Origin of the sequence: Mycobacterium sp. 360MFTsu5.1, assembly GCF_000383495.1 — a bacterium.
GTDB classification, from domain to species: domain Bacteria; phylum Actinomycetota; class Actinomycetes; order Mycobacteriales; family Mycobacteriaceae; genus Mycobacterium; species Mycobacterium mucogenicum_B.
On the sequence record NZ_KB911462.1, the window covers coordinates 611311 to 637301 of the forward strand.

21 protein-coding genes are annotated in these 25991 nt (G+C 67.6%); 11 read left to right on the plus strand and 10 right to left on the minus strand.

The window, feature by feature from the left end:
• The first annotated feature begins 88 nt into the window (after nucleotides 1-88).
• Nucleotides 89-2668: a bifunctional FO biosynthesis protein CofGH gene (locus tag H289_RS0103260; protein ID WP_029104738.1), complete on the plus strand. Its 2580-nt coding sequence runs from the start codon at nucleotides 89-91 to the stop codon at nucleotides 2666-2668.
• 95 nt (nucleotides 2669-2763) lie between these two features.
• Nucleotides 2764-3228: a DUF2231 domain-containing protein gene (locus tag H289_RS0103265; RefSeq protein WP_020099319.1), complete on the plus strand. Its 465-nt coding sequence runs from the start codon at nucleotides 2764-2766 to the stop codon at nucleotides 3226-3228.
• Nucleotides 3229-3347: 119 nt separating this feature from the next.
• Here the strand turns inward: H289_RS0103265 and H289_RS0103270 are convergent, their stop codons facing one another.
• Together H289_RS0103270 and H289_RS0103275 are read right to left on the minus strand one after the other, a co-directional pair.
• Nucleotides 3348-5363 (minus strand): NADPH-dependent 2,4-dienoyl-CoA reductase, encoded by a 2016-nt coding sequence (locus H289_RS0103270; protein ID WP_020099320.1) that lies wholly within the window; start codon nucleotides 5361-5363, stop codon nucleotides 3348-3350.
• Nucleotides 5360-5926, minus strand: a complete 567-nt coding sequence (locus H289_RS0103275; protein WP_020099321.1) for a PadR family transcriptional regulator — start codon at nucleotides 5924-5926, stop codon at nucleotides 5360-5362. Before H289_RS0103275 ends, H289_RS0103270 begins: the two co-directional genes overlap by 4 nt.
• 257 nt (nucleotides 5927-6183) lie before the next feature.
• On the opposite strand from H289_RS0103275, the gene fdxA reads away from it, so the two are divergent.
• From fdxA to H289_RS0103290, 3 genes are read left to right on the plus strand one after another with little or no spacing between them, the layout of a single operon-like run.
• Nucleotides 6184-6504 carry a ferredoxin gene (fdxA, locus tag H289_RS0103280; protein ID WP_020099322.1) on the plus strand — a complete coding sequence of 107 codons (321 nt, stop codon included), beginning with the start codon at nucleotides 6184-6186 and terminating at the stop codon, nucleotides 6502-6504.
• A 2-nt stretch (nucleotides 6505-6506) separates the two neighbouring features.
• On the plus strand, nucleotides 6507-7610 hold the full coding sequence (gene dapC / locus H289_RS0103285; protein WP_036420063.1) for a succinyldiaminopimelate transaminase: 1104 nt from the start codon (nucleotides 6507-6509) through the stop codon (nucleotides 7608-7610).
• Nucleotides 7611-7635: 25 nt separating this feature from the next.
• Nucleotides 7636-8661 (plus strand): TIGR03617 family F420-dependent LLM class oxidoreductase, encoded by a 1026-nt coding sequence (locus H289_RS0103290; RefSeq protein WP_020099324.1) that lies wholly within the window; start codon nucleotides 7636-7638, stop codon nucleotides 8659-8661.
• Nucleotides 8662-8817: 156 nt separating this feature from the next.
• Here H289_RS0103290 and H289_RS0103295 read toward each other — a convergent pair whose 3' ends face one another.
• Nucleotides 8818-9744 (minus strand): LysR family transcriptional regulator, encoded by a 927-nt coding sequence (locus H289_RS0103295; RefSeq protein WP_020099325.1) that lies wholly within the window; start codon nucleotides 9742-9744, stop codon nucleotides 8818-8820.
• 69 nt (nucleotides 9745-9813) lie between these two features.
• On the opposite strand from H289_RS0103295, the gene H289_RS0103300 reads away from it, so the two are divergent.
• A complete protein-coding gene (locus H289_RS0103300) occupies nucleotides 9814-13269 on the plus strand; it encodes a proline dehydrogenase family protein (RefSeq protein WP_020099326.1) in 3456 nt (1151 codons plus the stop codon).
• Here H289_RS0103300 and H289_RS0103305 read toward each other — a convergent pair.
• The 4 genes from H289_RS0103305 to H289_RS0103320 all read right to left on the minus strand — a co-directional run bounded on the left by H289_RS0103305 (nucleotide 13257) and on the right by H289_RS0103320 (nucleotide 16252).
• The gene (locus H289_RS0103305; protein ID WP_051128366.1) at nucleotides 13257-14276 is read right to left on the minus strand and encodes an isopenicillin N synthase family dioxygenase; all 1020 of its coding nucleotides are present in this window, start codon (nucleotides 14274-14276) and stop codon (nucleotides 13257-13259) included. The two genes, H289_RS0103300 and H289_RS0103305, sit on opposite strands and share 13 nt — an antisense overlap.
• An 83-nt stretch (nucleotides 14277-14359) precedes the next feature.
• Entirely contained in the window at nucleotides 14360-14596 is a 237-nt protein-coding gene (locus H289_RS29590) for a hypothetical protein (RefSeq protein ID WP_138158331.1), read from the minus strand.
• A gap of 106 nt (nucleotides 14597-14702) precedes the next feature.
• Nucleotides 14703-15245 (minus strand): NUDIX domain-containing protein, encoded by a 543-nt coding sequence (locus H289_RS0103315; RefSeq protein WP_020099329.1) that lies wholly within the window; start codon nucleotides 15243-15245, stop codon nucleotides 14703-14705.
• A gap of 23 nt (nucleotides 15246-15268) precedes the next feature.
• The gene (locus H289_RS0103320) at nucleotides 15269-16252 is read right to left on the minus strand and encodes an NAD-dependent epimerase/dehydratase family protein (protein WP_020099330.1); all 984 of its coding nucleotides are present in this window, start codon (nucleotides 16250-16252) and stop codon (nucleotides 15269-15271) included.
• Nucleotides 16253-16393: 141 nt separating this feature from the next.
• Here H289_RS0103320 and H289_RS0103325 point away from each other — a divergent pair, with 141 nt between their 5' ends.
• Nucleotides 16394-17791, plus strand: coding sequence for an acyl-CoA synthetase (locus H289_RS0103325; RefSeq protein WP_020099331.1), 1398 nt, complete (start codon nucleotides 16394-16396; stop codon nucleotides 17789-17791).
• Here H289_RS0103325 and H289_RS0103330 read toward each other — a convergent pair.
• Nucleotides 17788-19131 carry a hypothetical protein gene (locus H289_RS0103330; protein ID WP_502685693.1) on the minus strand — a complete coding sequence of 448 codons (1344 nt, stop codon included), beginning with the start codon at nucleotides 19129-19131 and terminating at the stop codon, nucleotides 17788-17790. The genes H289_RS0103325 and H289_RS0103330 overlap by 4 nt on opposite strands.
• Before the next feature lie 158 nt (nucleotides 19132-19289).
• Between H289_RS0103330 and H289_RS0103335 the strand changes: the two genes are divergently transcribed.
• Nucleotides 19290-19703, plus strand: a complete 414-nt coding sequence (locus H289_RS0103335) for a TIGR03618 family F420-dependent PPOX class oxidoreductase (protein ID WP_020099333.1) — start codon at nucleotides 19290-19292, stop codon at nucleotides 19701-19703.
• 48 nt (nucleotides 19704-19751) lie between these two features.
• Here the strand turns inward: H289_RS0103335 and dapD are convergent, their stop codons facing one another.
• A complete protein-coding gene (gene dapD, locus H289_RS0103340) occupies nucleotides 19752-20675 on the minus strand; it encodes a 2,3,4,5-tetrahydropyridine-2,6-dicarboxylate N-succinyltransferase (protein WP_020099334.1) in 924 nt (307 codons plus the stop codon).
• 123 nt (nucleotides 20676-20798) lie between these two features.
• The gene (locus H289_RS0103345) at nucleotides 20799-22613 is read right to left on the minus strand and encodes an NAD(P)/FAD-dependent oxidoreductase (RefSeq protein ID WP_020099335.1); all 1815 of its coding nucleotides are present in this window, start codon (nucleotides 22611-22613) and stop codon (nucleotides 20799-20801) included.
• A 114-nt stretch (nucleotides 22614-22727) separates the two neighbouring features.
• Here H289_RS0103345 and H289_RS0103350 point away from each other — a divergent pair, with 114 nt between their 5' ends.
• From H289_RS0103350 to H289_RS0103360, 3 genes are read left to right on the plus strand one after another with little or no spacing between them, the layout of a single operon-like run.
• Nucleotides 22728-23774, plus strand: a complete 1047-nt coding sequence (locus tag H289_RS0103350) for a 2,3-butanediol dehydrogenase (protein WP_020099336.1) — start codon at nucleotides 22728-22730, stop codon at nucleotides 23772-23774.
• A gap of 14 nt (nucleotides 23775-23788) precedes the next feature.
• Entirely contained in the window at nucleotides 23789-24583 is a 795-nt protein-coding gene (locus H289_RS0103355; protein WP_020099337.1) for an acetoin reductase, read from the plus strand.
• Nucleotides 24584-24606: 23 nt separating this feature from the next.
• Nucleotides 24607-25887, plus strand: a complete 1281-nt coding sequence (locus H289_RS0103360) for a GAF domain-containing protein (RefSeq protein ID WP_029104739.1) — start codon at nucleotides 24607-24609, stop codon at nucleotides 25885-25887.
• The last annotated feature ends 104 nt before the right edge of the window (nucleotides 25888-25991 follow it).

The window sequence follows — 25991 nt, forward strand, 5'->3', positions numbered from 1 at the left end:
GGCGCTACTGTGGCCGGTATGCCAGGCGCAGTGGTTTCAGAATGTGAGACGCGCGGATGAACGTCGACTTCATCGGGGTTACACGGAAGTGGCTCTGAACCCCCAGAACGGCGCAGACCTGCCTCTTCCCGTGGTCCCACCGCTCGCCGCCCCCGCATCGTCGTCCGCCTTACGTCGCGTGCTGCGCCGCGCTCGTGATGGTGTGGCGCTGAATGTGGACGAGGCTGCGATCGCGATGACGGCCCGCGGCGACGATCTCGTGGATCTCTGTGCGAGTGCCGCCCGGGTGCGTGACGCCGGGCTCGAAGCAGCGGGCCGGCGCGGCGCGACCGGCCGGTTGCCGGTGTCGTATTCGCGCAAGGTGTTCATCCCCGTCACTCATCTGTGCCGCGACACCTGCCATTACTGCACGTTCGTGACGGTGCCGGGCAAGCTGCGCGCCCAGGGCATGGGCATGTACATGGAGCCCGACGAGATTCTCGACGTGGCCCGCCGCGGCGCCGAGTTGGGATGCCAGGAGGCCCTTTTCACCCTCGGTGACCGTCCGGAAGACCGCTGGGACGAGGCCAAGCAGTGGCTCGACGAGCGGGGCTATGACTCCACGCTCGACTACGTGCGGGCCATGGCCATCCGTGTCCTCGAGGAAACGGGTCTGCTGCCGCACCTGAATCCCGGCGTCATGAGCTGGTCGGAACTGTCTCGGCTCAAGCCGGTGGCGCCGTCGATGGGCATGATGCTCGAGACCACGTCGCGGCGGCTGTTCGAGACCAAGGGCCTGGCGCACTACGGCAGCCCCGACAAGGACCCGGCGGTGCGGCTGCGCACGCTCGATGACGCGGGCCGGCTGTCGATCCCGTTCACCACGGGCCTGCTGGTCGGTATCGGTGAGAATCTCACCGAACGGGCCGAGACCATGCACGCGATCCGCAAGTCGCACAAGGAATTCGGGCACGTGCAGGAAGTCATCGTGCAGAACTTCCGGGCCAAGGACCACACGGCCATGGCGGCCACTCCCGATGCCGGGATCGACGATTTCCTGGCCACCATCGCGGTGACCCGCCTGGTGCTGGGCCCGAAGATGCGGATTCAGGCGCCGCCGAATCTGGTGTCCCGCGAGGAATGCCTGGCGCTGATCGGTGCCGGCGTGGACGACTGGGGCGGGGTGTCGCCGCTGACGCCCGACCATGTGAATCCGGAACGTCCGTGGCCGGCGCTGGACGATCTGGCCGAGGTGACTGCTGAAGCGGGTTATGACCTGGTGCAGCGGTTGACGGCGCAGCCGTCGTACGTGCAGGCCGGGGCGGCGTGGATCGATCCGCGGGTGCGTGGGCATGTCGATGCGCTGGCCGATCCGGAGACGGGTTGGGCGCGTGAGGTGAACCCCGTCGGCCTGCCGTGGCAGGAACCCGACGAGGCATCAGAGTCGTTGGGCCGCACCGATCTGCACACCGCGATCGACACCGAGGGCCGGCTGACCGAGACGCGCAGCGACCTCGGTAGCGCGTTCGGTGACTGGGAGTCCATCCGGGAGAAGGTTTCCGAGCTGGCGGCTCGTGCCCCAGAGCGCATCGATACCGACGTGCTGGCCGCGCTGCGGTCGGCCGAGCGCGACCCGGGCGGTTGCTCCGACGACGAGTACCTGGCACTGGCGACTGCTGATGGTCCGGCGCTGGATGCCGTTGCGGCGCTGGCGGATTCGCTGCGGCGGGATGTCGTGGGTGATGACGTCACGTTCGTGGTGAACCGGAACATCAACTTCACCAACATCTGCTACACGGGCTGCCGGTTCTGCGCGTTCGCGCAGCGCAAGGGTGACGCCGATGCCTACTCGCTGTCGACCGACGAGGTCGCCGACCGGGCCTGGGAGGCGCATGTCGCCGGGGCCACCGAGGTCTGCATGCAGGGCGGCATCGATCCGGAGTTGCCGGTGACCGGGTACGCCGATCTGGTGCGGGCGGTGAAGAAGCGGGTGCCGTCGATGCACGTGCATGCCTTCTCGCCGATGGAGATTGCCAACGGTGTCACGCGCAGCGGGTTGTCGGTGCGCGAGTGGCTGACCTCGCTGCGGGAAGCGGGCCTGGACACCATCCCGGGCACCGCCGCCGAGATCCTCGACGACGAGGTCCGCTGGGTGCTGACCAAGGGCAAGCTGCCGACCGCCGAGTGGATCAACGTGGTGACCACGGCGCACGAGGTGGGGCTGCGGTCGTCGTCGACGATGATGTACGGGCACGTGGACACCCCGAAGCATTGGGTGGGGCACCTCAACGTGCTGCGCGGAATCCAGGACCGCACAGGCGGTTTCACCGAGTTCGTGCCGCTGCCGTTCGTGCACCAGTCCTCGCCGCTGTATCTGGCCGGCGGGGCGCGGCCCGGACCGACGCACCGTGACAACCGTGCGGTGCACGCGCTGGCGCGGATCATGCTGCACGGCCGGATTCCGAGCATCCAGACCTCGTGGGTCAAGCTCGGGGTGGAGCGCACGCAGGTGATGCTGCAGGGCGGTGCCAATGATCTCGGTGGCACGCTGATGGAGGAGACGATCTCCCGCATGGCCGGTTCGGAGAACGGCTCTGCCAAGACCGTCGCCGAGCTGGTCGCCATCGCCGAAGGCATCGGCCGCCCGGCCCGCCAACGCAGCACCGACTACTCGCCCCTGGCGGCTTAGCTTCTCCCGCGAGCGGGCGTGTTTGCACGTGCTTTCGCGGTGTGTCGCGTGGGCTTAAAGCGCGCTCACAGGTAGCGAGTGTCAGGCTGGGATCTGTGAACACGATTGGCGACATCCCCGCCCACCCGTTTTTCGTCCACTTCATCGTGGTGCTGGCGCCACTGACCGCCATTCTCGCAATTCTCTGCGCGGTGTGGAGCGCAGCCCGCGAGCGGCTCGTCTGGTTGACGCTGGCCTTGGCGGTCGTGTTGACCGTGCTGACGCCGCTGGCCACGGAGGCCGGCGAGTGGCTGGAGCACCAGCAGCAGACCCGGACACCGATCCTGCACGAGCACACGGAACTCGGTGACACGGCGATCTATTTCGCGCTGGGGCTGCTGGTGGTGTCGTTGGCGCTTGCGTTCCTGCACCGGTGGGGCGCACGCCTCGGTGAACGGCGTGGCGTCGCCGGCGTTGCGGTGGCGGTACTGGCTGTGCTGATCGGCGTTGCCTCGATCTATCAGATCGTGCGTATCGGCGACTCGGGCGCTCGCGCGGTGTGGGGCAGCGGCGGGTCGTAACCCGCCGCACGTGCGCACGGGCTGCTATGCCGAGCGTGGCGCTTGCCGGTGACGACACGCCGCGCGGAGCGCGGCAACGCCCACGCTCGACGTAGGGCCGCGACCCGCGCAGTGGCTGACTAGAGCTTGGCCGCCAGCTCGGTCCCCTGACGGATGGCCCGCTTGGCGTCCAGCTCGGCTGCCACGGCGGCGCCGCCGATGACGTGCGGCTCGATGCCGACCTCGCGCAGCCCCACTTCGAGATCGCGGACCGACTCCTGGCCGGCGCAGATCACTACGTTGTCGACCTCGAGGACGCGGGCTCCGGACCGGTCCGGACCGAAGCTGATGTGCAGGCCGGCATCATCGATCTTCTCGTAGTTCACGCCGGAAAGCTGCTGCACATCTTTGGCTTTGACCGACGCCCGGTGCACCCAGCCGCTGGTCTTGCCGAGCCCGCGACCCTGGGCGCCCTTGGTGCGCTGCAGCAGGTACACCTCGCGGGCCGGCGGCAGCGGGATCGGCGTGGCCAACCCACCACGGGAGTCGCCGCCGTCGGCGATGCCCCACTCGGCGCGCCATTCCTTCAGATTCAGGGTGGGGGATTCATCGACGGTGAGGAACTCGCTGACGTCGAAACCGATGCCGCCGGCGCCGATCACGGCGACCCGCTTGCCGACTGCCGCTCCCGTCAGGGCCTCCGCGTACGACAGCACCATCGGATGATCGATGCCCGGGATCGCGGGCATGCGCGGTGCGACGCCGGTGGCGAGCACGACGTCGTCGTAGCCGGCGAGCTCGTCGGCCGACGCCCGGGTGTTCAGCCGGACATCCACACGGTGCTTGGCGAGCATCGTGGTGTAGTACCGGAGGGTCTCGCTGAACTCTTCTTTGCCGGGAATCCTTCGGGCCAAATCGAATTGGCCACCGATACGGTCGCCGGCCTCGAACAGCGTCACGTCGTGTCCACGCTGGGCTGCGGTGACGGCGGCGGCCAGGCCGGCGGGTCCGGCGCCGACTACCGCGACCCGCTTCGTCACCCGGGTCTTGCCCAGTACCAGGGTGGTTTCGTGGCCCGCCCGCGGGTTCAGCAGGCACGACACCGTCTTGTGCGCGAACGCGTGGTCCAGGCAGGCCTGGTTGCAGGCGATGCAGGTGTTGATCTCGTCGGCGGCATCGTGCTGCGCTTTTCGGACCCAGTCCGGGTCGCTGAGCAGCGGCCGCGCCATCGAGATCAGTTGCACCGCACCGTCGGCCAGGATCTGCTCGGCGGACTGGGGCATGTTGATGCGGTTGGACGCCACCACGGGGATCGTGACGTGCTGCGCCACCGCGTTGCTGATGTCCGCGAACGCGCTGTTGGGTACCGACGTGACGATGGTCGGCACCCGCGCTTCGTGCCAACCGATGCCGGTGTTGATGATCGTCGCCCCAGCGGCTTCGATTTCGGTTGCCAGCGTGAGGATTTCCTCCCACGTCTGGCCGTCTTCGACATAGTCGGCCATGGACAGCCGGTAGCAGATGATGAAGTCGTGGCCGACGGCCTCGCGCGTGCGGCGGACGATCTCGACCGGGAAGCGGCGGCGCTTCTCGGGTGTGCCGCCCCAGGCGTCGGTGCGTTTGTTGGTGCGCGGCGCCAGGAACTGGTTCAGCAGATAGCCTTCGCTGCCCATGATCTCGACGCCGTCGTACCCGGCTTCGCGGGCCAGCAGCGCGCATTTCACGAAGTCGTTGATGGTGCCCTCGACGTCGCGCAGAGCCCGCGGCCGGAAGGGGTTGATCGGGGCCTTGATCGACGACGCGCTGACCGAAAGCGGATGGTACGCATAACGTCCCGCGTGCAATACCTGCAGCAGGATCTTGCCGCCTTCGGCATGCACCGCGCCCGTGATTCGGCGGTGCCGGCGGGCGTCGCTCGATGACAGCATCTCGGCGGCGAACGGCAGCAGCCAACCGGTGCGGTTGGGCGCGTATCCGCCGGTGATGATCAGACCGACTCGACCGCGGGCCCGCTCGGCGAAGTACTCGGCCAGCTTGCCGGTGTCGCGGGCGCGGTCCTCGAGGCCGGTGTGCATCGAGCCCATGATCACCCGATTGCGCAGCGTGGTGAAGCCAAGGTCCAACGGCGACAACAGGTTCGGATAGGGGTTGGTCATGGTGTTCCTTCTAGGGCGAGCAGAATTTCGTCCAACCAGTCCACCGATCCCTGCTCGGCGCGGATACCGCCGCGCAGCACCAGGTATTGGTGCAGCGCGCTGCCGGTGAGCGCGGAAGGGTCGGGGAACTGACGTTTTTCGTAGCCGCGGTAGGTGTCGAGCAGCGCGGCGCGTTCGGCACGCAGTGCGCGAATCTGCTCGCGCAGGGCGGCGGTGCTGTCCGCGGATCCGTAGGTCGCGCCGCGCAGCTTCACCGCGAGTTCGCGGGTGCGGGCGTCGGTCACGGAACTGCCGCGGCCGGTGAGCGGTTCGGCGATCCAGCGTTCGAGTTCGGCCCGGCCGGCGGCGGTCACCGAATAGACCTTCTTGTCCGGCCGGCCGTGCTGCGCGACGACCTCGACACTGACCCAGCCGTCGGCGCCCATGGTGCGCAGCGTCTTGTAGATCTGCTGGTGGGTGGCGGCCCAGAAGTAGCCGATCGAGCGGTCGAATCGGTTGGCCAGTTCGTAACCCGAACCGGCTTGTTCGCACAACGCCACGAGGATGGCGTGGGGGAGGGCCACGGCACGAGCCTAGGTGCTACCGGCGGTCCTATGCAACAAATTGCAAAGGCAAAAATGACACGCGTAAAAAGCTGTGTCGGGAACTAGTCGGACGGTATGTGCAACGTCTAGTATCAGTAACCACGCGCCACCCCTCCCGGGCGGCGCGTAAAGTTAGGTAACACTGAGCCAGACGCTTCGGTACGGGCGCACCATACTGGCGTCTGCTCGTTGTATTCCTGACGAGCCAGCAGCCCACTGGAACAGGAGAACTACCGGTGACGTACGTCATTGCCGAACCCTGCGTCGACGTCAAAGACAAGGCATGTATCGAAGAATGCCCGGTCGATTGCATCTACGAGGGTGCACGCATGCTGTACATCCACCCCGATGAGTGCGTGGACTGCGGCGCGTGCGAGCCCGTCTGCCCAGTCGAGGCCATCTACTACGAGGACGACGTCCCCGATCAGTGGAGCGGGTACACCCAGAGCAACGCCGACTTCTTCGCCGAGCTCGGCTCGCCGGGTGGTGCGTCGAAGGTCGGCCAGACCGACAACGACCCGCAGGCGGTCAAGGATCTCGCGCCGCAGGGCGAGTGACCCTGTCCGCTAGAGCCAAGGTCTCGGCCGCTCTGCCGGTGTTCCCCTGGGACACCCTGGCGGAGGCGACCGCGACCGCTCGTGCCCATCCGGACGGCATCGTCGATCTGTCCGTCGGCACGCCGGTGGATCCGGTGGCCGACGTCATCCGGGAGGCGCTGGCCGCTGCCAGTGCCTCACCGGGTTACCCGACGACGGCCGGTACGCCTGCCCTGCGCGCATCGGCGGTGGCTGCCCTGCAGCGCCGCTATGGCATCACGGGCCTGCCGGAGCAGGCGGTGCTGCCGGTCATCGGCACCAAAGAGGTCATCGCCTGGCTGCCGACACTGCTCGGGTTGGGGGCCGCCGACACCGTCGTGGTGCCCGAGCTCGCCTACCCGACCTATGACGTCGGCGCCCGGCTGGCCGGTGCGCAGGTGCTGCGGGCCGATTCGCTGACCCAGATCGGGCCCCAGGCGCCCGCGCTGGTGTACCTGAACTCGCCCAGCAACCCGACCGGCAAGGTGCTCGGCGTCGACCACCTGCGCAAGGTTGTCGGCTGGGCGCGCGAGCGCGGCGTCGTCATCGCGTCCGACGAGTGCTACCTCGGCCTGTCGTGGGACGCTCAGCCGCTGTCGGTGCTGCACCCCGACGTCTGCGACGGTGACCACACCGGTCTGCTGGCGGTGCACTCACTGTCGAAGACCTCCTCGCTGGCCGGCTACCGCGCCGGCTTCGTCGCCGGTGACCCGGACCTGGTCGCGGAACTGCTGGCGGTGCGCAAGCACGCCGGGATGATCGTCCCGACGCCCGTGCAGTCCGCGATGGTCGCCGCCCTCGACGACGACGAGCACGAACGCGTCCAGCGCGACCGGTACGCCAAGCGCCGCGACGCGCTGCTGGCGGCGGTCCGGGGCGCCGGCTTCACCGTCGAGCATTCCGAGGCCGGCCTGTATCTATGGGCCACCCGCGGTGAGTCCGGCCGCGCGACGCTCGCCTGGCTGGCCGAACGCGGCATCCTCGTCGCCCCCGGCGAGTTCTACGGCCCGGCCGGCGAGCAGTTCGTCCGCATCGCACTCACCGCGACAGACGAACGCATCGCCGCCGCGGTCTCGCGATTGGCTTAGTTCCTTCCCGCTACTGTCCTCGGGCATGCAGGTATTCGCTGCCTTGTCGCCTGAGCTGCCCCTGACACAGGTGCCGGCCTACGTGCGCCGCGTCGAGCGGCTCGGGTTCGACGGATTGCACATCGCTGAGACGACGCACGATTCACTCGCCGTGGCACTGCTGGCCGCCGAACACACCGAGCGGCTGACCATCCGCACGGCCGTCACTCTGGCTTTCGTCCGCAGCCCCATGCTGACCGCCTACGCGGCCTGGGACCTTCAGACGTTCTCGAACGGGCGATTCGAATTGGGTCTCGGCACCCAGATTCGGCAGAACATCGAAGACCGATTCGGTATGCCGTGGAGCGAACCGTGCGCACGGATGGGCGAGTACCTCGGCGCCCTGACCGCGATATTCGAAGCGTTCCGCACCGGCGAGTCGGTGCACCATGAAGGCGATGTCTATCGCATCACGCGCCTGCAGCCATACTTCAACCCGGGGCCGAACAACCTTGCGCCGCCGCGCATCTGGCTGGGTGCGGTGAACGCCGGGATGTGCGAACTGGCCGGCGGGAAGGCCGACGGCGTCGTCACACACTCGACCAATTCCGATCCGGAATATCTGAGAGATGTTGTGCGCCCGGCACTTCGGCGCGGCGCGCAGGCCGCCGGCCGGTCCGCGATCCCGGAGCTCGTGGCGTCGACCGCGGTGGCGACCGGCAGCACCGACCTGCGGGTCGAGCAGGAACGTGAACGGCAGCGCCGCATGCTGGCGTTCCTGCTCTCGACCCCGGCCTACGCGGCGACGCTGAAACGCAAGGGCTGGAACGTGTTGGCCGACGACCTCCGTGCCCTCGTCAAAGCACAGCGGTGGGACGATCTGCCCACGGTGCTCAGCGACGTCGTGCTCGATCAATTGGTGACGGCCGGGCGATACGATCAATTGCCGGATCTGCTGCGCGCCAAGTACAACGGCATTGCGGACGGGGTCGTACTGCCGCCGGTCGGTGTTGACGAGAACGAGGATTTGTCGGTGCAGGCGTGCGTCCGCGATTTGCAGAGCGGAGCGTGAGATGGCCTCGAGGAATTGGTCTGAGGCGGTCGACACGTGCTCGGAATGTGGTACCACCGGCGATACCGGGTTCCGGAGTCGCATGGGTCTGGACAGCCAGTTACGGGTGTGAACACGTGCGCCGCTGGCGGTGGCGACCTCGCTGCCGGTCGGCGTTCAGTCCACATCAAGCTGCGGGGGCACTGCCGAAGCCAGCGCTGCCCGGCACGCGACGATGGCTGGCGTCTTGCTGATGGCGGTTCGCGTCGCCGTGAACACCACACGCCGACGCGGATCGACGTCCACGACGCGTAAATCGGGACGACGCCGGACCCGCATCAGGTCGGGCAGGATTGCGACCGCGTTGCCATTCTCGATCAGGGCGATCTGGGCTTCGAGATCGTCGGTCTCGAAGCGGACGTCGGGCTCGAAACCTGCTTGGCGGCAAAGCTGTTCGGCCCAATGCCGAGAGGCGGTCCCTTCGGGCTCCATGGTCCACGGCAGGTCGGCGGCGTCTTCGACCGAGGAGATGCGGTCCCAGGGGTCTCCGGTCGGTGGTACGGCCAGCCGCAGCAGGTCGGTGGTCAGCGGTGCCCGGTGCAGATCGGGATACGCGCGCGCGGCATGCCCCGGATACTCCTCGGCGATCACCAGATCGAACTCGCGCAGCCAGGTCTCGTAGAGCGCCTGCTCCGGTTCGCGTTGCGACATCGTCACCCGCAGCCGTGGGTGGCGTGTCGCCAATTCCGTCAGCATCTGTGGCATGAAGGCCGAGGCCGCCGATTGGAAGACGGCCAGCCGAACGGTGCCGGACGCCTCGTCGCTCTGCACCGCGACATCGGAGGCGGCCTGCTCGAGGCGCGCCAAGATGACCGCGGTGTGCTCGACGAGTACCTCTGCCGCGGGGGTGAGCCGCAGCCGGCGCCCGACCTTCTCCAACAGCGGCACGCCGACCTCGCGCTCGAGCTGGCTCAGCGCCTGCGATATCGACGACGGGCTTTGGTGCAGCGCCTCGGCGACCTCGGACAACGTCCCGCGCAGGCTCAGCTCGTGCAGCAGGCGCAACCGCCGGGTGTCGAGCAGGTCAGCACGCTGATGTTTCATTATTGTTTAATCTTTTCTGTCAGAAAACATCGCTTTATTTTAAGTGTCTGGCGCGCTCATGATGGGCAGATGACCCAGCTAGGCAGTGACGAAGATCTGCTGACCGATGTCGTGAGCCAGGTCCGGTCCTGGCTCGACGACGCCGCCCACCTGCCCGTCGCCCCGGCCGGCCGACGATTGGCCGACGTCCTGCGCGATCCGCACGGCCTGGATTTCACCGTCGGCTTCGTCGACCGCGTGATCCGGCCTGAAGACCATCGGGTCGCGGCCGCCAACCTGCGCGCCCTCGCGCGTAACGCCCCGGCCTTCCTGCCGACGCACGAACGGCTCTTGATCAAGCTCGGTGCTCTGGTGTCGGTGCTCGCGCCCGGACTCGTCATCCCGGTCGCCCGGAAAGCGTTGCGCCAGATGGTCGGTCACCTCCTCGTCGACGCGACCGATGGCCGCCTCGGCCGATCCATCGCACGGATCCGCAATCGTGGTGTCGGGCTCAACATCAACCTGCTCGGTGAGGCCGTGCTCGGCCAGGCCGAGGCGGCCCGACGGCTGCAGGGCACCGAACGGCTGCTCGCCCGCCCCGACGTCGACTACGTGTCGATCAAGGTCTCGGCCACCGTGCCGCCGCACTCGTCGTGGGCGTTCGACGAAGCCGTCGATCACATCGCGGAGAACCTGCTGCCGTTGTTCACCCAGGCGGCGACCGCGCCGACGAAGAAGTTCATCAACCTCGACATGGAGGAGTACCGCGACCTGGAGCTGACCATCGCGGTGTTCACCAGGTTGCTCGACCGGGCCGAACTGCTGGACCTCGAAGCCGGGATCGTGCTGCAGGCCTACCTGCCCGATGCGCTGAGCGCGATGATGCGCCTGCAGGGTTGGGCCCGCGCGCGCCGCGAGCGGGGTGGCGCGGGCATCAAAGTCCGGTTGGTCAAGGGCGCCAACCTGCCCATGGAACACGTGGAGGCCTCGCTGCACGGCTGGCCCGCGGCGACCCTGCCGACCAAACGGGACACCGACACCAATTACAAGCGGGTGCTGGATTACGCACTGCGGCCCGAGCACACCGCGAATGTGCGTATCGGCGTCGCGGGGCACAACCTCTTCGACATCGCGTACGCGTGGACGCTCGCGGGGCGTCGCGGCGTCCGGGACCGGGTGGAGTTCGAGATGCTGCTGGGGATGGCAGAGGCACAGGCCGAAGCCGTCCGGCGCACCGTCGGCGGTCTGCTGCTATACGTACCGGTGGTGCACCCCAAGGACTTTGACGTGGCGATCGCCTACCTCGTACGGCGGCTGGAGGAAGGCGCCAGCCAGGACAACTTCATGTCCGCGGTGTTCGAGCTGCACGACGACCAGTCGCTGTTCCAGCGCGAGAAGGACCGGTTCGTCGCGTCGCTCGCGGATCTCGTGGGGGAGACCGTCATTCCGGTGCCCAACCGTCGTCAGGATCGCCGTACCGATGATCCGCGCGAAGCGCAGTGCGCCGCCGGCGGCTTCGCGAATGTCGCCGACACCGATCCGGCGCTGCCGGGAAATCGGCTGTGGGGGCGGGCGATCACCGAGCGGATCGCCGCGTCGTCGACCGGCGTGGAGCTGGTGGCCGAGCACACCGTGTCGAGTGCGGACGCGCTCGACGGGATCATCGCCGACGCCGTGACCGCGGGTGCGACGTGGGCGGCGCTGACCGGTGCCCAACGGGCGGAAGTCCTTCGGCGTGCGGCGGCGACGCTGCAGGCGGCGCGGGCGGAGTTGCTCGAGGTGATGGCATCCGAGTGCGGCAAGACGCTGGATCAGGGTGATCCGGAGGTTTCCGAGGCCATCGACTTCGCGAATTACTATGCGGCACAGGCGGAGAACCTGGATTCCGTCGACGGTGCCGGCGCCGTGCCGACGGGATTGGTGGTGGTCACGCCGCCATGGAACTTCCCGGTGGCGATCCCCGCGGGGTCGGTACTGGCCGCGCTGGCCGCGGGCAGCCCCGTCATCATCAAACCCGCCACACAGGCCAGGCGCTGCGGATCCGTTATGGTGCAAGCGCTTTGGGATGCCGGGGTGCCGCGCGACGTGCTGCGGTTGGTGCACCTCGACGAGGGCGAGCTCGGCACCCAGTTGGTGTCCGACCCGAGGGTCGCGCGGCTCATCCTCACCGGTGCATTCGAAACCGCCGAACTGTTCCGCAGCTTCCGGCCCGACCTGCCGCTGCTGGCCGAGACCAGCGGTAAGAACTCCATCATCGTCACCCCGCATGCCGATCTCGATCTCGCGGTGAAAGACCTGGTGTACTCGGCCTTCGGGCATGCCGGCCAGAAGTGTTCGGCAGCGTCGCTCGGCATTCTCGTGGGCTCCGTCGCCCGGTCCGCGCGGTTCCGCGACCAGCTCGTCGACGCCGTCACGTCCCTGAAGGTCGGCTACCCGTCGGACCCGACCGCACAGGTGGGGCCCATCATCGAACCCGCGCACGGCAAACTGCTGCGGGCGCTCACGCAGCTGGCGCCGGGGGAGCAGTGGCTGGTGGAACCCCGCCGGCTCGATGACACCGGCCGGCTCTGGTCGCCGGGAGTCAAGACCGGCGTCCGGCGCGGCTCGGAGTTCCACCTCACCGAGTACTTCGGGCCGGTTCTGGGCCTCATCGCCGCCGCCGACTTCGATGAGGCGATCGCCATCCAGAACCAGGTCGACTACGGCCTGACGGCCGGCCTGTACAGCCTGGACCGCGATGAGATCGAACGCTGGCTCGACCGGGTCGAGGCGGGCAACGCCTATGTGAACCGCTCGACCGTCGGGGCGATCGTGCGGCGGCAGCCCTTCGGCGGGTGGAAGAAGTCGGCGGTCGGTGCGGGCGCGAAGGCCGGCGGTCCGAATTACCTTATCGGGCTCAGCGATTGGCGTTCCGCGCCGGCGCGCCAGACGGCCCCGCTGGCACCGCCGGTGCGCGCGATCCTGGACGCCGCACGGACTTTCGCGCTGGATTCCGGGGAACTCGATTTCCTCGAACGGTCCTTCGGATCCGACGCACATGCCTGGGCGACTGAGTTCGGCGTCGCGCGCGATGTCTCCGGCCTGATGGCGGAGAAGAACGTCTTCCGGTACCTGCCCGTGCCGGTCACGGTGCGCGCCGAGGATGCGGATCCGGTAGCCCTGCTGCGCGTGGTCGGGGCGGGCATTCTGGCCGGCTCCCGCGTGACCGTCTCCACCCCGGCGCCGCTCGCTGCGGCGATCGCCGGCACGTTGGCTACCGCAGGCGTCGTCTACCGAGTGGAAGATTCGGTGTCGTGGCGGAAGACGTTGCGCGACAACGCCCCTGGACGGGTTCGCCTACTCGGCGGCAGCCGCGAACAGTTCGCTCACGACAGTGCCGGCGACGTCGGCATCGCGCTCTACGCGGGGCCGGTTGTCGAAGCCGGGCGGATCGAGCTGCTGACGTTCCTGCACGAGCAGGCGATCGCCGTGACGGCGCACCGATTCGGTTCTCCGACGCCGTTGTCCGAGAACCTCTTCGGTGACGCCGTGCCTCAGAGCGCGTAGGCGAGCTTGAACTTGTCGAGCAGATACGGCCCCGACACCACCGGCTCGTAGCGCGGCGGATTGTCGGCCGTCGCGCACGTGGGGATGCACTCGATGACGGCGTCGAAGTTGGGCTGATGGAAGAAAGGCAGGCTGAACCGCTCGCCGCCCGCGCCGTTGCTCACCACGCGGTGCACGGTGCTGACCCAGCGGTCATTGGTCCACCGGGCCAGCAGGTCACCGATGTTGATGACAAACGAGCCGGGGACAATGGGCACATCGATCCATTCGCCGCGATCACCCCGAACCTGTAGCCCGCGCTGGGATTCGTCCTGCAGCAGGATCGTGAGATTGCCCCAGTCGGTGTGCTGGCTCAGCCGGATTTCGCCGGCCGGCCGATTGTCGGCCGGGTAGTAGTTGGCCATCAGGTTGGAGTTGTGGCGGTCGATCGACGCGTCGAACCAGTCCTCACGCAGACCGAGGGCGAGCGCGAACAGCCGGGACAGTTCGGTCGCCAGCAACTCCATTTCGGCGTAGTAGCGCTCGTAGGCCGCGCGGAATCCCGGGAGGTCGGGCCACCGCTCGGCGACGGCCACCCGCTCGTCGGTCCAGCCGTGGCCGCCCAGTCCCTCTGGGTTGCCCAGCGGGAAGTGGACGAACTTCTCGACCCGGTCCGGCGCTTGATGTTCGGCCTCGACGTCCGCGCCATCGTTGGTGGCCGCGAGCTTGCCCGCGCTGCTGAATCCCCGGGCCAGCGGGTCGCCGGGAAGTGCCCGGACCCGGTCCTTTTCGGCCTGCGGCAGCGCGAAGAAGTCGCGCAGGGCGTGATTGACGTCGCTGATGGCCTTGTACGGCACGCCGTGCCCGACCAGGAGCAGGAAGCCACTGGTCTCGCAGCAGCGGCCGATCGCGTCGGCCACCGCCTGGCGCCGGGTCGCGTCGCCGCTGCGGGCGCTGCTGATATCTATCACGGGGACGAAGCCGTCCTGCAGAACGACGCGGTCGACAATCACTTCTGGTTGGGTCATGCTGTCGACGCTAGAACCTCAACTTAGGTTGAGATCAAGTCCGAAAATTCTTCTCGCGCAACGTCGTCGGTTGGGGAAGCCGATTACTGGCTCTGGTGCACCGTGGTGTCGACCCGTGGCGCCTGCGCGTGCGGCTGGATGTCCTGGAGCCACTGCAGCTGATCGATGCCGTGGTTGTTGTGCGATGCCACAACGGTTTCCGGCAGCGCCTTCTGCGTGTCCTCGGCGAACGACCACACGATCGGAGACACCAGGACTCCGACTCCGAGTGCGCCCGCGAGAACGTAACGGCCCACCGCCTGCCGTCTACTACTACTCATCGTTTTCATGCCGTTGCCTCCTGCTGGGTGCCATGCCCAGATCAACAGGCGCCCGAAACGGCGTCATCCCAGGTGGCGCGATGTTTACCGGAGTTGGCAGGATCGCTTATCGACCCGTATGCAACCGCAACAATGTCCACGCCGCCAACGATTGTGCATCGGTGATCTCGCCGCGGCGGATCATGTCCTCGATCTGATCGGCGGTGAACCACTCGCTGTGCATGTCCTGCTCTTCGTGCTCGCGTTCGTGCTCACCTTCGGTGATGCCGGTCGCGAGGTAGGCCCAGCCGCGTTGGCTGCACATTCCGGGGGCGACGTCGAGCTGGCCCAGCACCTGCCACGTCTCGGCGCGCAGTCCCGTCTCCTCGCGGAGTTCCTGCGCGGCCAGATCAGCGGGCGCGGGCTCGTCCCCAGCCAAGGTGCCCGGCGCGGTGCCCTGCACAAATTCCCAGCGCCGCAACCCGATTGGATAGCGGAACTGTTCCACCATGCGGTACCGGTCGCCGTCGCGGGCGATCACCAGTGCGTATGTGGGTTTGTCCACCACCCCGTAGATGCCGGTGGTGCCGTCGGGGCGGCGGATGTCGTCTTCGCGCACCGACATCCAGGCGTTGCGATAGACCTCACGGGAGCCGACGCGTTCGATCACAACTCCAGTATCGCGGAGTGCCGCTATTCGACCGGGTATGGGCCATCGGAGAAGACCTCCGCGTGGTAACCCTTCGAGCCGACGGACTGGGTGAGAGCACTGCGGAATTCGCGATCCTGTTCGAGTCGCTCGATCAGCTCGGCGAAGGTGTGGCGCGGGTGCCAACCCAGATCGTGCCTGGCGCGGTCGTTGACGTAGACCCGATCAATCGACGGGAACATGGTCCAGCCGCGGCGCCGGTATTCGTCGACGTACCGAGGCAGGTGACGCGCCACGACCGCCGGCGCGTCCAGCCGCAGCTGCGGCAGATCGGCCACGGTGAAGGGCGAGGTCGCGCTGATGATGTAGCGCCCGAAGCCGATGTCTGGCGCGCGCTCGATGGCACGCAGATGGGCTTCCACCACGTCTTCGAGATCGACACGGCGGTAAAGGAACTCGTTGACCTTCGCGTTGCTGTCGTCGTAGTGGTCGCGAATGTCCTTGTTGTCATCCGCCTCCGGGAAGAACCGCGACGTCCGCAACACCACGCAGGGAAGTCCCTGTCGGCGGGCGAAGAGCTCACACAGGTCTTCGGCGGCCGCCTTGGTGACGCCGTAGATGTTCTTGGGTCTGTCCGCGACGTCCTCGGTGATCCACGCGGCGGGTTCGTGCGCGGCAGGAACCAGTGCGTCCCCGAATGCGCTCGTCGTGCTGGTGTAGACGAATCGGGCCACCCCGGCCGCGACCGCGTGCTCGAGCAGGTTGAGCGTGCCGGTGATGTTCGTATCGACGAATTCCTGCCGGGTGTGGGTCGCGACGTGCGGCTTGTGCAGCGTCGCGGTGTGCACGACGGCATCGACCCCGCGTATCGCTTCGGCGACGGCCACCGGGTCGGTGACCGATGCCTGGTGGCGGGTGAAGACCGACGCTGTCGTATCGAGGCCGACGACCTCGTGGTTCGTCTGCTGCAAGCGCAGCATCAGCGCTTCACCCAGGTGACCCGAACTGCCGGTCACGAGAAACTTCATTGTCGCTGGTCCCCGGTTGCCCTGCCGAACGGACGATGTTCCGCCCTCACGGCATCGAACCTATTGGCGTCGACGGCTGAGCGCGAGTCATTTATGACGCGGGTCCTTCGCTGGAATCGGATAGGCGAGTAGCCTCGCGATGTGCTGCTGACCTCTTTGAACCCCGCCGTCGTCGCTGCCGGACACGACCTCGAAGACGCGGTACGTATCGACGGCGCGGTGCTGTCACGCAGCGATCTGGTCGGGGCTGCGACATCGGTCGCCGAGCGGGTCGCGGGGGCGTCGCTGGTCGCCGTCCTGGCACGGCCCACCGCCAAGACGGTGCTGGCGATCGCCGGCTGCCTCATCGCGGGGGTGCCGGTGGTTCCGGTGCCGGCCGATGTCGGTGCGGCCGAACGCCGGCACATGATCACCGATTCCGGCGCGCAGGCGTGGCTGGGCGAGGTGCCTGACGAAAGCGAAGGGCTGCCACACATTCCGGTGCGGCTGCACGCCCGGTCCTGGCATCGCTACGCCGAGCCGTCGCCGGATTCGACCGCCATGGTGATGTACACCTCCGGTACCACTGGGCTGCCCAAGGGCGTCGTGATCAGCCGTCGCGCCATCGCCGCCGACATCGACGCGCTGGCCAAGGCCTGGGCCTGGACCCCCGCCGACACCCTGGTGCACGGACTTCCGCTGTTCCACGTGCACGGCCTGATCCTCGGGCTGCTGGGCTCGCTGCGGATCGGAAATCGCTTTGTACACACCGGAAAACCCACGGCGGCCGCGTACGCCGCGGCGGGCGGCTCGCTGTACTTCGGGGTACCGACGGTGTGGTCGCGGGTAGTGGCCGACGCCGCGGCCGCTGAAGCGCTGCGGGGTGCCCGCCTGCTGGTGTCCGGCAGCGCGGCGCTGCCGGTGCCGGTGTTCGACGATCTCGTGCGCCTCACCGGGCATGCGCCGGTGGAACGCTACGGCAGCACCGAGTCCCTCATCACCCTGTCCACGCGCGTCGACGGCGAACGTCGGCCCGGTTGGGTCGGACTACCGCTCGACGGGGTGCAGACCCGGCTGGTCTCCGACGACGGGACGCCGGTGCGCCACGACGGGGAAACCATTGGCCGCCTGGAGGTCTCGGCGCCGACGATCTTCAGCGGCTACCTGAACCGGCCCGAGGCGACGGCCGAGGTGCTGGGCGACGACGGCTGGTACCGCACGGGCGACGTCGCGGTCATCGACGCCGAGGGCATGCACCGCATCGTCGGCCGCGAATCGGTGGACCTGATCAAATCCGGTGGTTTCCGGGTCGGCGCCGGTGAGATCGAGACCGTCCTGCTGGGCCACCCGGGTGTATCGGAGGCCGCGGTGGTCGGTGTGCCCGACGATGACCTGGGGCAGCGCATCGTCGCGTTCGTGGTCGGGTCGGCGTCGTCGCAGGAACTCATCGACTTTGTCGCGCAACAGCTTTCGGTGCACAAGCGGCCGCGCGAGGTGCGCCTCGTCGACAGCCTGCCGCGTAACGCCATGGGCAAGGTGCAGAAGAAGCTCCTCGTCTAGGGCAGACGACTGGCCGGTCCACCCTCGGTCTCCGGCTGGATCAGCCGGAAGTGAGATTCGCTGCGCTGCATGTGCCGTCGCTGGTAGTCGCCCTCGATGCGCTTGCCGTCGACCATGCCGGTCAACATCAGCCGGTCGGGACCATCCAGACGAAAGTGCAGCACGATGGGCGAATCCGATTCGTGCCTCTTGATCTCCAGTCGGTCGTCGCGGATCTCGAACTGATAGACGGTCACGTAGCCCGCCGGGACCTGGGTGACGAAGCTCGAGTAGTCGTCGACCCGGTCGGCGATCGCGACATTCGTCCATGGCGCCGGCGAGGTCTGCTGCAGCGTCGCCTGCTCGCCTGCCACGGTGAATGACGTTGCGCGCCAGACTCCGTCGATGTCCGATTCCGGGTGCCGAATTTGCTGGTAGGTAACGACGCTGAACGTCGCGACCAGCACGGTGACGACGCCGGCGATGGTGAACTTCGCCACGGTTCCGGTCCGGCGCAACCACTGCGTGCCGGAACCCAACGCCGGCCACAGCGCGACCGGTTCGGGAGTGCCAAGCTGGAATACCGTTCGAGCCAGGCTTTTCCAGTACGGCGTGGTGATCGCGATGGCGATGAACAGCAGCTGGCCGGACACCAGCTTCACCGGGACGTCGTAGAAGAGGTTGAGCAGGAACACCTGGCCCATGGCCACGATCGCGATCAGTGCGCCCAGCAGCCACGTTCGCCGCCACAGCAGCAGGACACCGGCGACGAATTCGACCAGACCGGCGGCCATCGAGTAGGGGTCAGAGGCGCCCATGAAACCCCACAGCGTGTTCATCATGCTGACGTCGCCGACCATCTGGATCTGGTAGCCGGGCAGCATCATGTAGGCCATCTGCGTCGGAATGAGCTTGGCCAGACCGTAGAGCAGCATCGAGACGGCCAGACCGAACCGGGCGAACACCAGCAGCAGTGCGGCAAGGCTGCGGTAGTTCGGCCGATGCCGGTCCAGCGCAGTCCACACCGCGGTGATCACCAGAGCCACCAGGATCCAGCCGAGGTGCAGGCACCACTCCGCCATGGAATCGGCGCCGCCGTTGATGTTCAGGTATGCGCCCTCGCCCCGGGTCACGAAACTGCCCAGGTTTGCGAGCCCTTGAAGAAGCGGGGCCATCAATACGCTCAGGCCCAGATTGCCGTACACCGAGAGGATCAGGATTCCGCCGCCGATGGTGAAGAACAGCCGGAACGCCAGCTTCTGCGCGCCGGTCCATTCGGGTGCCGAGATCTCGTCGGGGTCGGTAGGTGTCAAGGTGTCCGCGTCGCCGGTCGTCGTGCTCACCGGATTGACGCTAGTGATGAATGTGCGCCGATGTCCCTGGGGGAAAACCTCCAACTTCCCGGCGACGATATCCCCGATGGCGCCGACTGTGCGGTTCCGTACGCGGCGTGCGGATCCACGCGCACCAGCTCATTCTCGGCGGGAATGCCACACGCCGCCGCGGCCTTGTAGATCCCATGCAACTCACAGACGAAGCCCGTGCCGTCATCGGCGACGGGGCCAACGCGACGCTCGTGACTCTGAATGCCGATGGCAGCCCGCAGGTTTCGGTGGTGTGGGTCGAACTGCAGGGCGACGAACTGGTCAGTGCGCACCTCGGCGACTACAAGAAGCTGCGCAACATGCGCCGCGACCCGCGCGTCGCGGTCACCATCATCGGCACCGACCGGGGTGCTGCATCAGTGAATCCGTACCTCGCGATCAGCGGTACCGCCCGCATCGTCGAGGGTGGGGCACCTGAAGTGCTGACCAGGCTGACCAACGTGATGGCGCCGGAGTTCAACGGCAAGTTCCCGCCGGCGGGCGCGCCGCCCGGATACCTCACTCGCATCACCATCGAGAAGGTGACGGGCGTCGGCCCCTGGGCATGAAAAAGCCGAGCCCGAGCCGGAATACCGGCTCAGGCTCGGCGTGCAGAACTAGTTGGCGTGCAGCGCCTCGTTGAGCGTGATGCCGGTGCCGTCGCGCTTGACCACCTCGACCGCACCGCTGACCGAGTTCCGGCGGAACAGCAGGTTGTTCGAGCCGGACAGCTCCTTGGCCTTGACGGTCTGACCGTCGGCGGTGGTCACCTTGGTACCGCCGGTGACGTACAGGCCGGCCTCGATGACGCAGTCGTCGCCCAGCGAGATGCCCAGGCCCGCGTTGGCACCCAGCAGGCAGCGCTTGCCCACCGAGATGACCTCCTTGCCGCCACCCGACAGCGTGCCCATGATCGACGCGCCGCCACCGACGTCGGAGCCGTCATCGACGACGACGCCCGCCGAGATGCGGCCCTCGACCATCGACGTGCCCAGGGTGCCGGCGTTGAAGTTCACGAAGCCCTCGTGCATGACGGTGGTGCCCGACGCCAGGTGCGCACCCAGCCGGACGCGGTCGGCGTCGGCGATGCGCACGCCCGACGGCAGCACGTAGTCGACCATGCGGGGGAACTTGTCGACGCCGAACACGGTGACCGTGCCGCGGCGACGCAGCTTGGCGCGGACGGTCTCGAAACCCTCGACGGCGCAGGGGCCGAAGTTGGTCCACACCACGTTGGTCAGCAGGCCGAAGATGCCGTCCATGTTGGCGCCGTGGGGCGCGATCAGGCGGTGCGACAGCAGGTGCAGACGCAGCCAGACATCGTGCGTGTCGGCGGGCTTGTCGTCGAGCGAGGCGATGGTGGTGCGCACGATCTCGGTGCGCACGCCGCGATCCTCGTCGGTGCCGACGAGGGCTTCCAGCTCAGCGGGGACCGGGCCGGCCGCGGCGTCGGCGTTCAGTTCGGGTGCCGGGAACCAGGTGTCGAGGACGGTTCCGTCGGCGGTGATGGTGGCGATGCCGATGCCAGATGCAGAAGTCACGTTGCTAAAGGCTACTGACCCCTCGCCGAGTTGGGGTCACCACCCACTCGCGAGCAGACGCAAAACTGTCGTTGACGCCGTGAAATCGACAGTTTTGCGTCTGCTCGCGGGGAGAAACAGGGCTCACTGCAGGTGATGGACCTCTTGCAGGCCGTATACCGGCGTCGGGATGCCTTCGTACCGGGCCTTGAGCTGCAGTGCCAGGTACAGCGAGTAGTGCCGCGACTGGTGCAGGTTGCCGCCGTGGAACCACAGGTTCTCCTGCTGCGTCGGCTTCCACATGTTGCGCTGCTCGCCCTCCCACGGGCCGGGGTCCTTGGCGGTCCCGCTGCCCAGGCCCCACACCTTGCCGACCCGGTCGGCGATATCCTGGCCCATGAGGTCGGCGGCCCAGCCGTTCATCGAGCCGTAGCCGGTCGCATAGACGACGACGTCGGCCGGCAGTTCGATGCCGTCCGCCAGCACCACGGAGTTCTCGGTGAGGTGCGACACCTGGCCGTGTGCCAGCTTGATCGAACCGTCGGCCACCAGCTCGCACGCGCCGACGTCGATGTAGTAGCCCGAGCCGCGCCGCAGGTACTTCATGAACAGGCCGGAGTCGTCGTCGCCGAAGTCCAGCTCGAAGCCGGCGGCCTCCAGTCGTGCGTAGAAGTCCTTGTCCCGCTCCCGGATTGCGTCGTAGATCGGTCGCTGGAAGTCGGCCATGATGGCGTAGGGCAGTGATGCGAAGGTCAGGTCGGCCTTCTCGGTCGTCATGCCGGCGGCCACCGCGCGCTCCGAGTACAGGTCGCCGAGGCCCAGCTCCATCAGCGAATCCGACTTGACGACGTGCGTCGACGAGCGCTGCAGCATCGTCACGTCGACGCCGTTCTCGTACAGCGCTTTGCAGATGTCGTGCGCGGAGTTGTTCGACCCCACGACGACGACCTTCTTACCGACGTACCGATCCGGACCCGGGTGCTGACTCGAGTGGTGCTGTTCGCCGGCGAAGATGTCCTGGCCCGGAAGTGTTGGCACGCTGGGCTTTCCGGACATCCCGGTCGCCAGCACCAGTTGCGTCGGGTGCAGAGTCAGGCGCTCGCCATCGCGATTCACCTCGACGGTCCACCGGCCGGAAGCGGAATCGTAAGTGGCCGAGACGCATTCGGTGCGCGACCAGTACGGCACCTCCATCACCTTGGTGTAGAACTCGAGCCAGTCGCCGACCTTGTCCTTCGGCGCGAACACCGGCCAGTTGGCGGGGAACGGCAGGTAGGGCAGGTGGTCGTACCAGACGGGGTCGTGCAGGCACAGCGACTTGTACCGCTTACGCCACTGGTCGCCGGGCCGCTCGTGCTTGTCGACGACGATGGACGGCACCCCGAGCTGACGCAGCCGGGCACCGAGTGCGATACCGCCCTGGCCACCGCCGATCACCAGCACATAGGGCTGCTTCTCGCGCCCGAGCGTCGCTTCTTCCTCGGCGCGCTTCTCGGCCCACGAGCGCGGGTCGGGGTCGGACCCGTGCACCGCGCCGAGCACCCGCGTCGCGCCCTTGCGCTCCTCGTGGCCCTTGAGTTCCTGCAGCGTGGTCAGCAGCGTCCAACCTTCGTCGCCGCGCAGCCGCAGGTGGCCCGAGCCGCGCCCGGTGGCCGTCTCGAACTCGATGAACGCCGACGTCACGTCGCCGTCGGCGGTGGCGGGTTCACGCGTCCGGAACCCGGACGGGGTGGTGTCGGCCAGCCGGGCGCGCAGCATGCCGGCGATCTGGTCACGACCCTCGACGGTCTTGATGTTCCAGGTGAAGGCGACGAGGTCGCGCCAGAAGCTGTCGACGGCGAACATTCCGACGACGCCGTCGATGTCCTGTGCGGCCAGTGCCGCTTCGAAGTTGGCGAGCCAGGCCTCGACGCGCTGCTGCGGCGAGATGGCGGTGGTGGGTTCCAGTGTTGCGGTCATGTGACTCAGGACACAGCCAGGGCGCAACCCCCGACAAGAGTTGCACCACGTTGCAGCGTTGCAACCTTCTGCAACTCTGTTGGAGTGTGGCCGCGGTCACATACAACTGGTCGCATGAGAGCAGCTGTCTACTACGGACCCAACAAAGTCTCGGTCGAGGACGTCGCCATCCCGGCTCCCGGGCCGGGCCAGGTGCAACTGCAGGTCGGCTTCAACGGCATCTGCGGCACCGACCTGCACGAGTACTACGCCGGCCCCATCTTCGTCCCCACACAACCGCATCCGCTGACCCATCAGGAACTGCCGCTCACGCTGGGCCACGAGTTCTCCGGCACCATCACCGCCGTCGGCGCCGGCGTCACGGACTGGCGCGAGGGTGACCGGGTGGCCGTCGAACCGATCTACAAATGCGGCCACTGCGGCCCGTGTGCGGCCGGCAACTACAACGTCTGCCAGCAGATCGGCTTTCACGGCCTGATGTCCGACGGCGGCATGGCCGAGTACACCGTGGTGCCGACGAACATGCTGCACCGGTTGCCCGACAACGTCTCGCTGGAACTCGGAGCGCTCGTCGAACCGATGTCGGTGGCCTACCACGCGGCGACCCTCGGCGACGTCAACCCCGGTGATAACGCGATGGTCTTCGGCGCCGGACCCATCGGCATCGGATTGTGGTTCGCCTTGCGCGGCAAGGGACTTCAGGAAGTCTTCGTCGTCGAGCCGTCGCCCACGCGGCGGGCCGCCATCGAAGCGCTCGGTGCCGTCACACTCGACCCGACGGTTGTCGACGTGCCCGGCTTCATCGCCGACCACACCTACGGCGCCGGTGCCGACGCGGTGTTCGACGCCGCCGGCGTCACTCCCGCCGTGGAGACGGCACTGGCCTGTGTCGGATCCCGCAAGCCGATGGTGAGCGTCGCGATCTACGAAAAGCCGCTGCAGACACCGCTTTTGAACCTGGTGATGAACGAGTCCCGCATCCAGGGCTCGCTGTGCTACACGGGCGCCGACTTCGAGGCCGTCATCGCATTGATGGCACGAGGTGCCTACGACACCACCGGCTGGGTGGCCCAGATTCCGATCGGTGACGTGGTTGCCGAAGGATTCGAGGCCCTGCATGCGGGGAACAAGATGAAGGTTCTGGTCGACCCGACACGATGAGCGGAGAAACAGCAATGGCATTGGCGGGGAAGGTAGCCCTGGTCACCGGGGCCGGACGTGGCATCGGGCGCGGTATCGCGCTGCGGCTGGCACGGGACGGCGCCGACGTCGCGCTCGTCGACGTCGAAGCCGATCCGTTGGCGGAGGTGGCCGCCGAGGTATCCGAAATCGGCTGCAAGTTCACCACTTTCGTCGCCGATGTCAGTGATCGGGACCAGGTGTTCGCTGCCGTCGACTACGTGGCGACCGAACTCGGCGGGCTCGACATCATGGTCAACAACGCCGGTGTCGCGCTGGTCGGCCCGCTTGCCGACGTCACACCGGAGGACCTGCAGCGGTTGTGGTCGATCAACGTCGACGGCGTGCTGTGGGGCATTCAGGCCGCGGTCGCGAAATTCAAGGAACTCGGGAACCAGGCGCAAGGCAAGATCAGCAAGATCATCAACGCCTCGTCGATCGCCGGGCACGACGGCTTCGCCATGCTGGGGCCGTACAGCGCCACCAAATTCGCCGTGCGCGCCCTGACCCAGGCCGCCGCCAAGGAACACGCCGCCGACGGCATCACCGTCAACGCCTACTGCCCCGGCGTCGTGGGCACCGACATGTGGGTGGAGATCGACAAGCGGTTCGCCGAACTCACCGGCGCCCCGGTCGGCGAGACGTACGCGAAGTTCGTCGGCGGAATCGCCCTGGGCCGTGCGGAAACCCCGGATGATGTCGCCGGGTTCGTGTCGTATCTGGCCGGACCCGACGCCGACTACATGACGGGGCAGGCCGGTCTGATCGACGGCGGCCTGGTTTATCGCTGACATGCGGAGCACAATCGGCCTTGATGCAGAGTCCGGCCGTGCCTGAACCAGCGGTAGCTGTTGGCGAGGACCCGCGCAGTTACGCGCGGTTGATGTCGGCTGTCTACGACGCGACCATGTCCGGCGGGCGTGCCCCGGCACGGCCCCGCGACGTGATCGGCGAGTCGTGGCAGCGGATGCTGGCCCGCGGCGTCAACCCCGACACCCACATTCCGCCGGTCATCGAATCGTCCGGGCTGGATGCGCTGCGCAAGTCATCGGGTCTGCTCGCCGTGCTCGACGATGTGTCCCGCGGCCTGGAATCCATTGTCGCCGAAGGGGACAACATCCTCGTGCTGGCCGACGCGCGGGGCCGCGTGCTGTGGCGGTCCGGGTCCGCGGCGGTGCTCGGTAAGGCCGACCGGCTCGGATTCGTCGAGGGCGCCAACTGGGGTGAGGGTGCCGTCGGCACCAACGCCATCGGGACCGCGCTGGCGTCCAACCGGGCCGTGCAGGTGTTCTCCGCCGAGCATTTCCTGCGCAGCCACCACGCCTGGACCTGTGCGGGCGCCCCGGTCCGCGATCCGCGCACCGGGCAGGTCATCGGCGTCGTCGACGTCTCCGGCCCGGCCGCGACGGTGCATCCGACCACCGTCGCGCTCGTCGACGCTGTCGCCCGCCTGGCCGAAGCGCACCTGCGCGAGCAGCACGAGGGGACGCTGAATCGGTTGCGGATGGTCGCCGCGCCCATCCTGGCCCGCATCGGCAGTCCGGCGCTGGCGGTCGACGCCGACGGCTGGGTGGCCGCCGTCGACCAGATGCCGCTGCACAACCGGATACTGCTGCCCGACGAACTGGCCCCGGGGCGGGCGTGGATCCCGACCCTCGGGCGCTGCGACGTCGAGATGCTGCCCGGCGGTTGGCTGGTCCGGCCATCGATCGCCGCGGCCGACGACGACGCGACCGCCACCCGCGTCGTCCTGGACCTGCGCGGTGCTCCGGTCCTGGAGATGGCCGGGCAGTTCGGTGGGTGGCGCCATGACATCTCGCTGCGGCACGCCGAAATCCTGCTGGTGCTCGCGATCCACCGGAATGGGAGGTCGGCTTCGGAGCTCGCCGAGGACCTCTACGGTGACCGAAGCCGAGTGGTGACGGTGCGGGCCGAGCTGTCCCGGATGCGAAAGCAGTTGGCGGGCTTGATTCTTGGCAAGCCCTACCGGTTCGGCGACGATGCCGTCATCGACGTGCGCTACCCGGCCGACCGCTCGACGCTGCTCGGCGCCTCGACGGCCCCGGCAATCCGGGCCTTGCGCACCGTCGCCTGAACCGGGGCACCTTCACCTCGCGAGCAGACGCAAAACTGTCGTTTTCGTCGGGAAAACGACAGTTTTACGTCTGCTCGCGGGAGATAGGCGACCGGCTACTCTGG

Bases quoted from the DNA above. Each gene is read 5' to 3' on its own strand.
- H289_RS0103290 (WP_020099324.1), top strand. From the start codon at position 7,636: ATGCAGGTATTCGCTGCCTTGTCGCCTGAGCTGCCCCTGACACAGGTG.
- H289_RS0103350 (WP_020099336.1), top strand. From the start codon at position 22,728: ATGAGAGCAGCTGTCTACTACGGACCCAACAAAGTCTCGGTCGAGGAC.
- H289_RS0103355 (WP_020099337.1), top strand. From the start codon at position 23,789: ATGGCATTGGCGGGGAAGGTAGCCCTGGTCACCGGGGCCGGACGTGGC.
- H289_RS0103360 (WP_029104739.1), top strand. From the start codon at position 24,607: ATGCAGAGTCCGGCCGTGCCTGAACCAGCGGTAGCTGTTGGCGAGGAC.
- H289_RS0103270 (WP_020099320.1), bottom strand. From the start codon at position 5,363: ATGACCAACCCCTATCCGAACCTGTTGTCGCCGTTGGACCTTGGCTTC.
- H289_RS0103300 (WP_020099326.1), top strand. From the start codon at position 9,814: ATGACCCAGCTAGGCAGTGACGAAGATCTGCTGACCGATGTCGTGAGC.
- H289_RS0103345 (WP_020099335.1), bottom strand. From the start codon at position 22,613: ATGACCGCAACACTGGAACCCACCACCGCCATCTCGCCGCAGCAGCGC.
- H289_RS29590 (WP_138158331.1), bottom strand. From the start codon at position 14,596: ATGAGTAGTAGTAGACGGCAGGCGGTGGGCCGTTACGTTCTCGCGGGC.
- H289_RS0103305 (WP_051128366.1), bottom strand. From the start codon at position 14,276: ATGACCCAACCAGAAGTGATTGTCGACCGCGTCGTTCTGCAGGACGGC.
- H289_RS0103335 (WP_020099333.1), top strand. From the start codon at position 19,290: ATGCAACTCACAGACGAAGCCCGTGCCGTCATCGGCGACGGGGCCAAC.
- H289_RS0103320 (WP_020099330.1), bottom strand. From the start codon at position 16,252: ATGAAGTTTCTCGTGACCGGCAGTTCGGGTCACCTGGGTGAAGCGCTG.
- H289_RS0103295 (WP_020099325.1), bottom strand. From the start codon at position 9,744: ATGAAACATCAGCGTGCTGACCTGCTCGACACCCGGCGGTTGCGCCTG.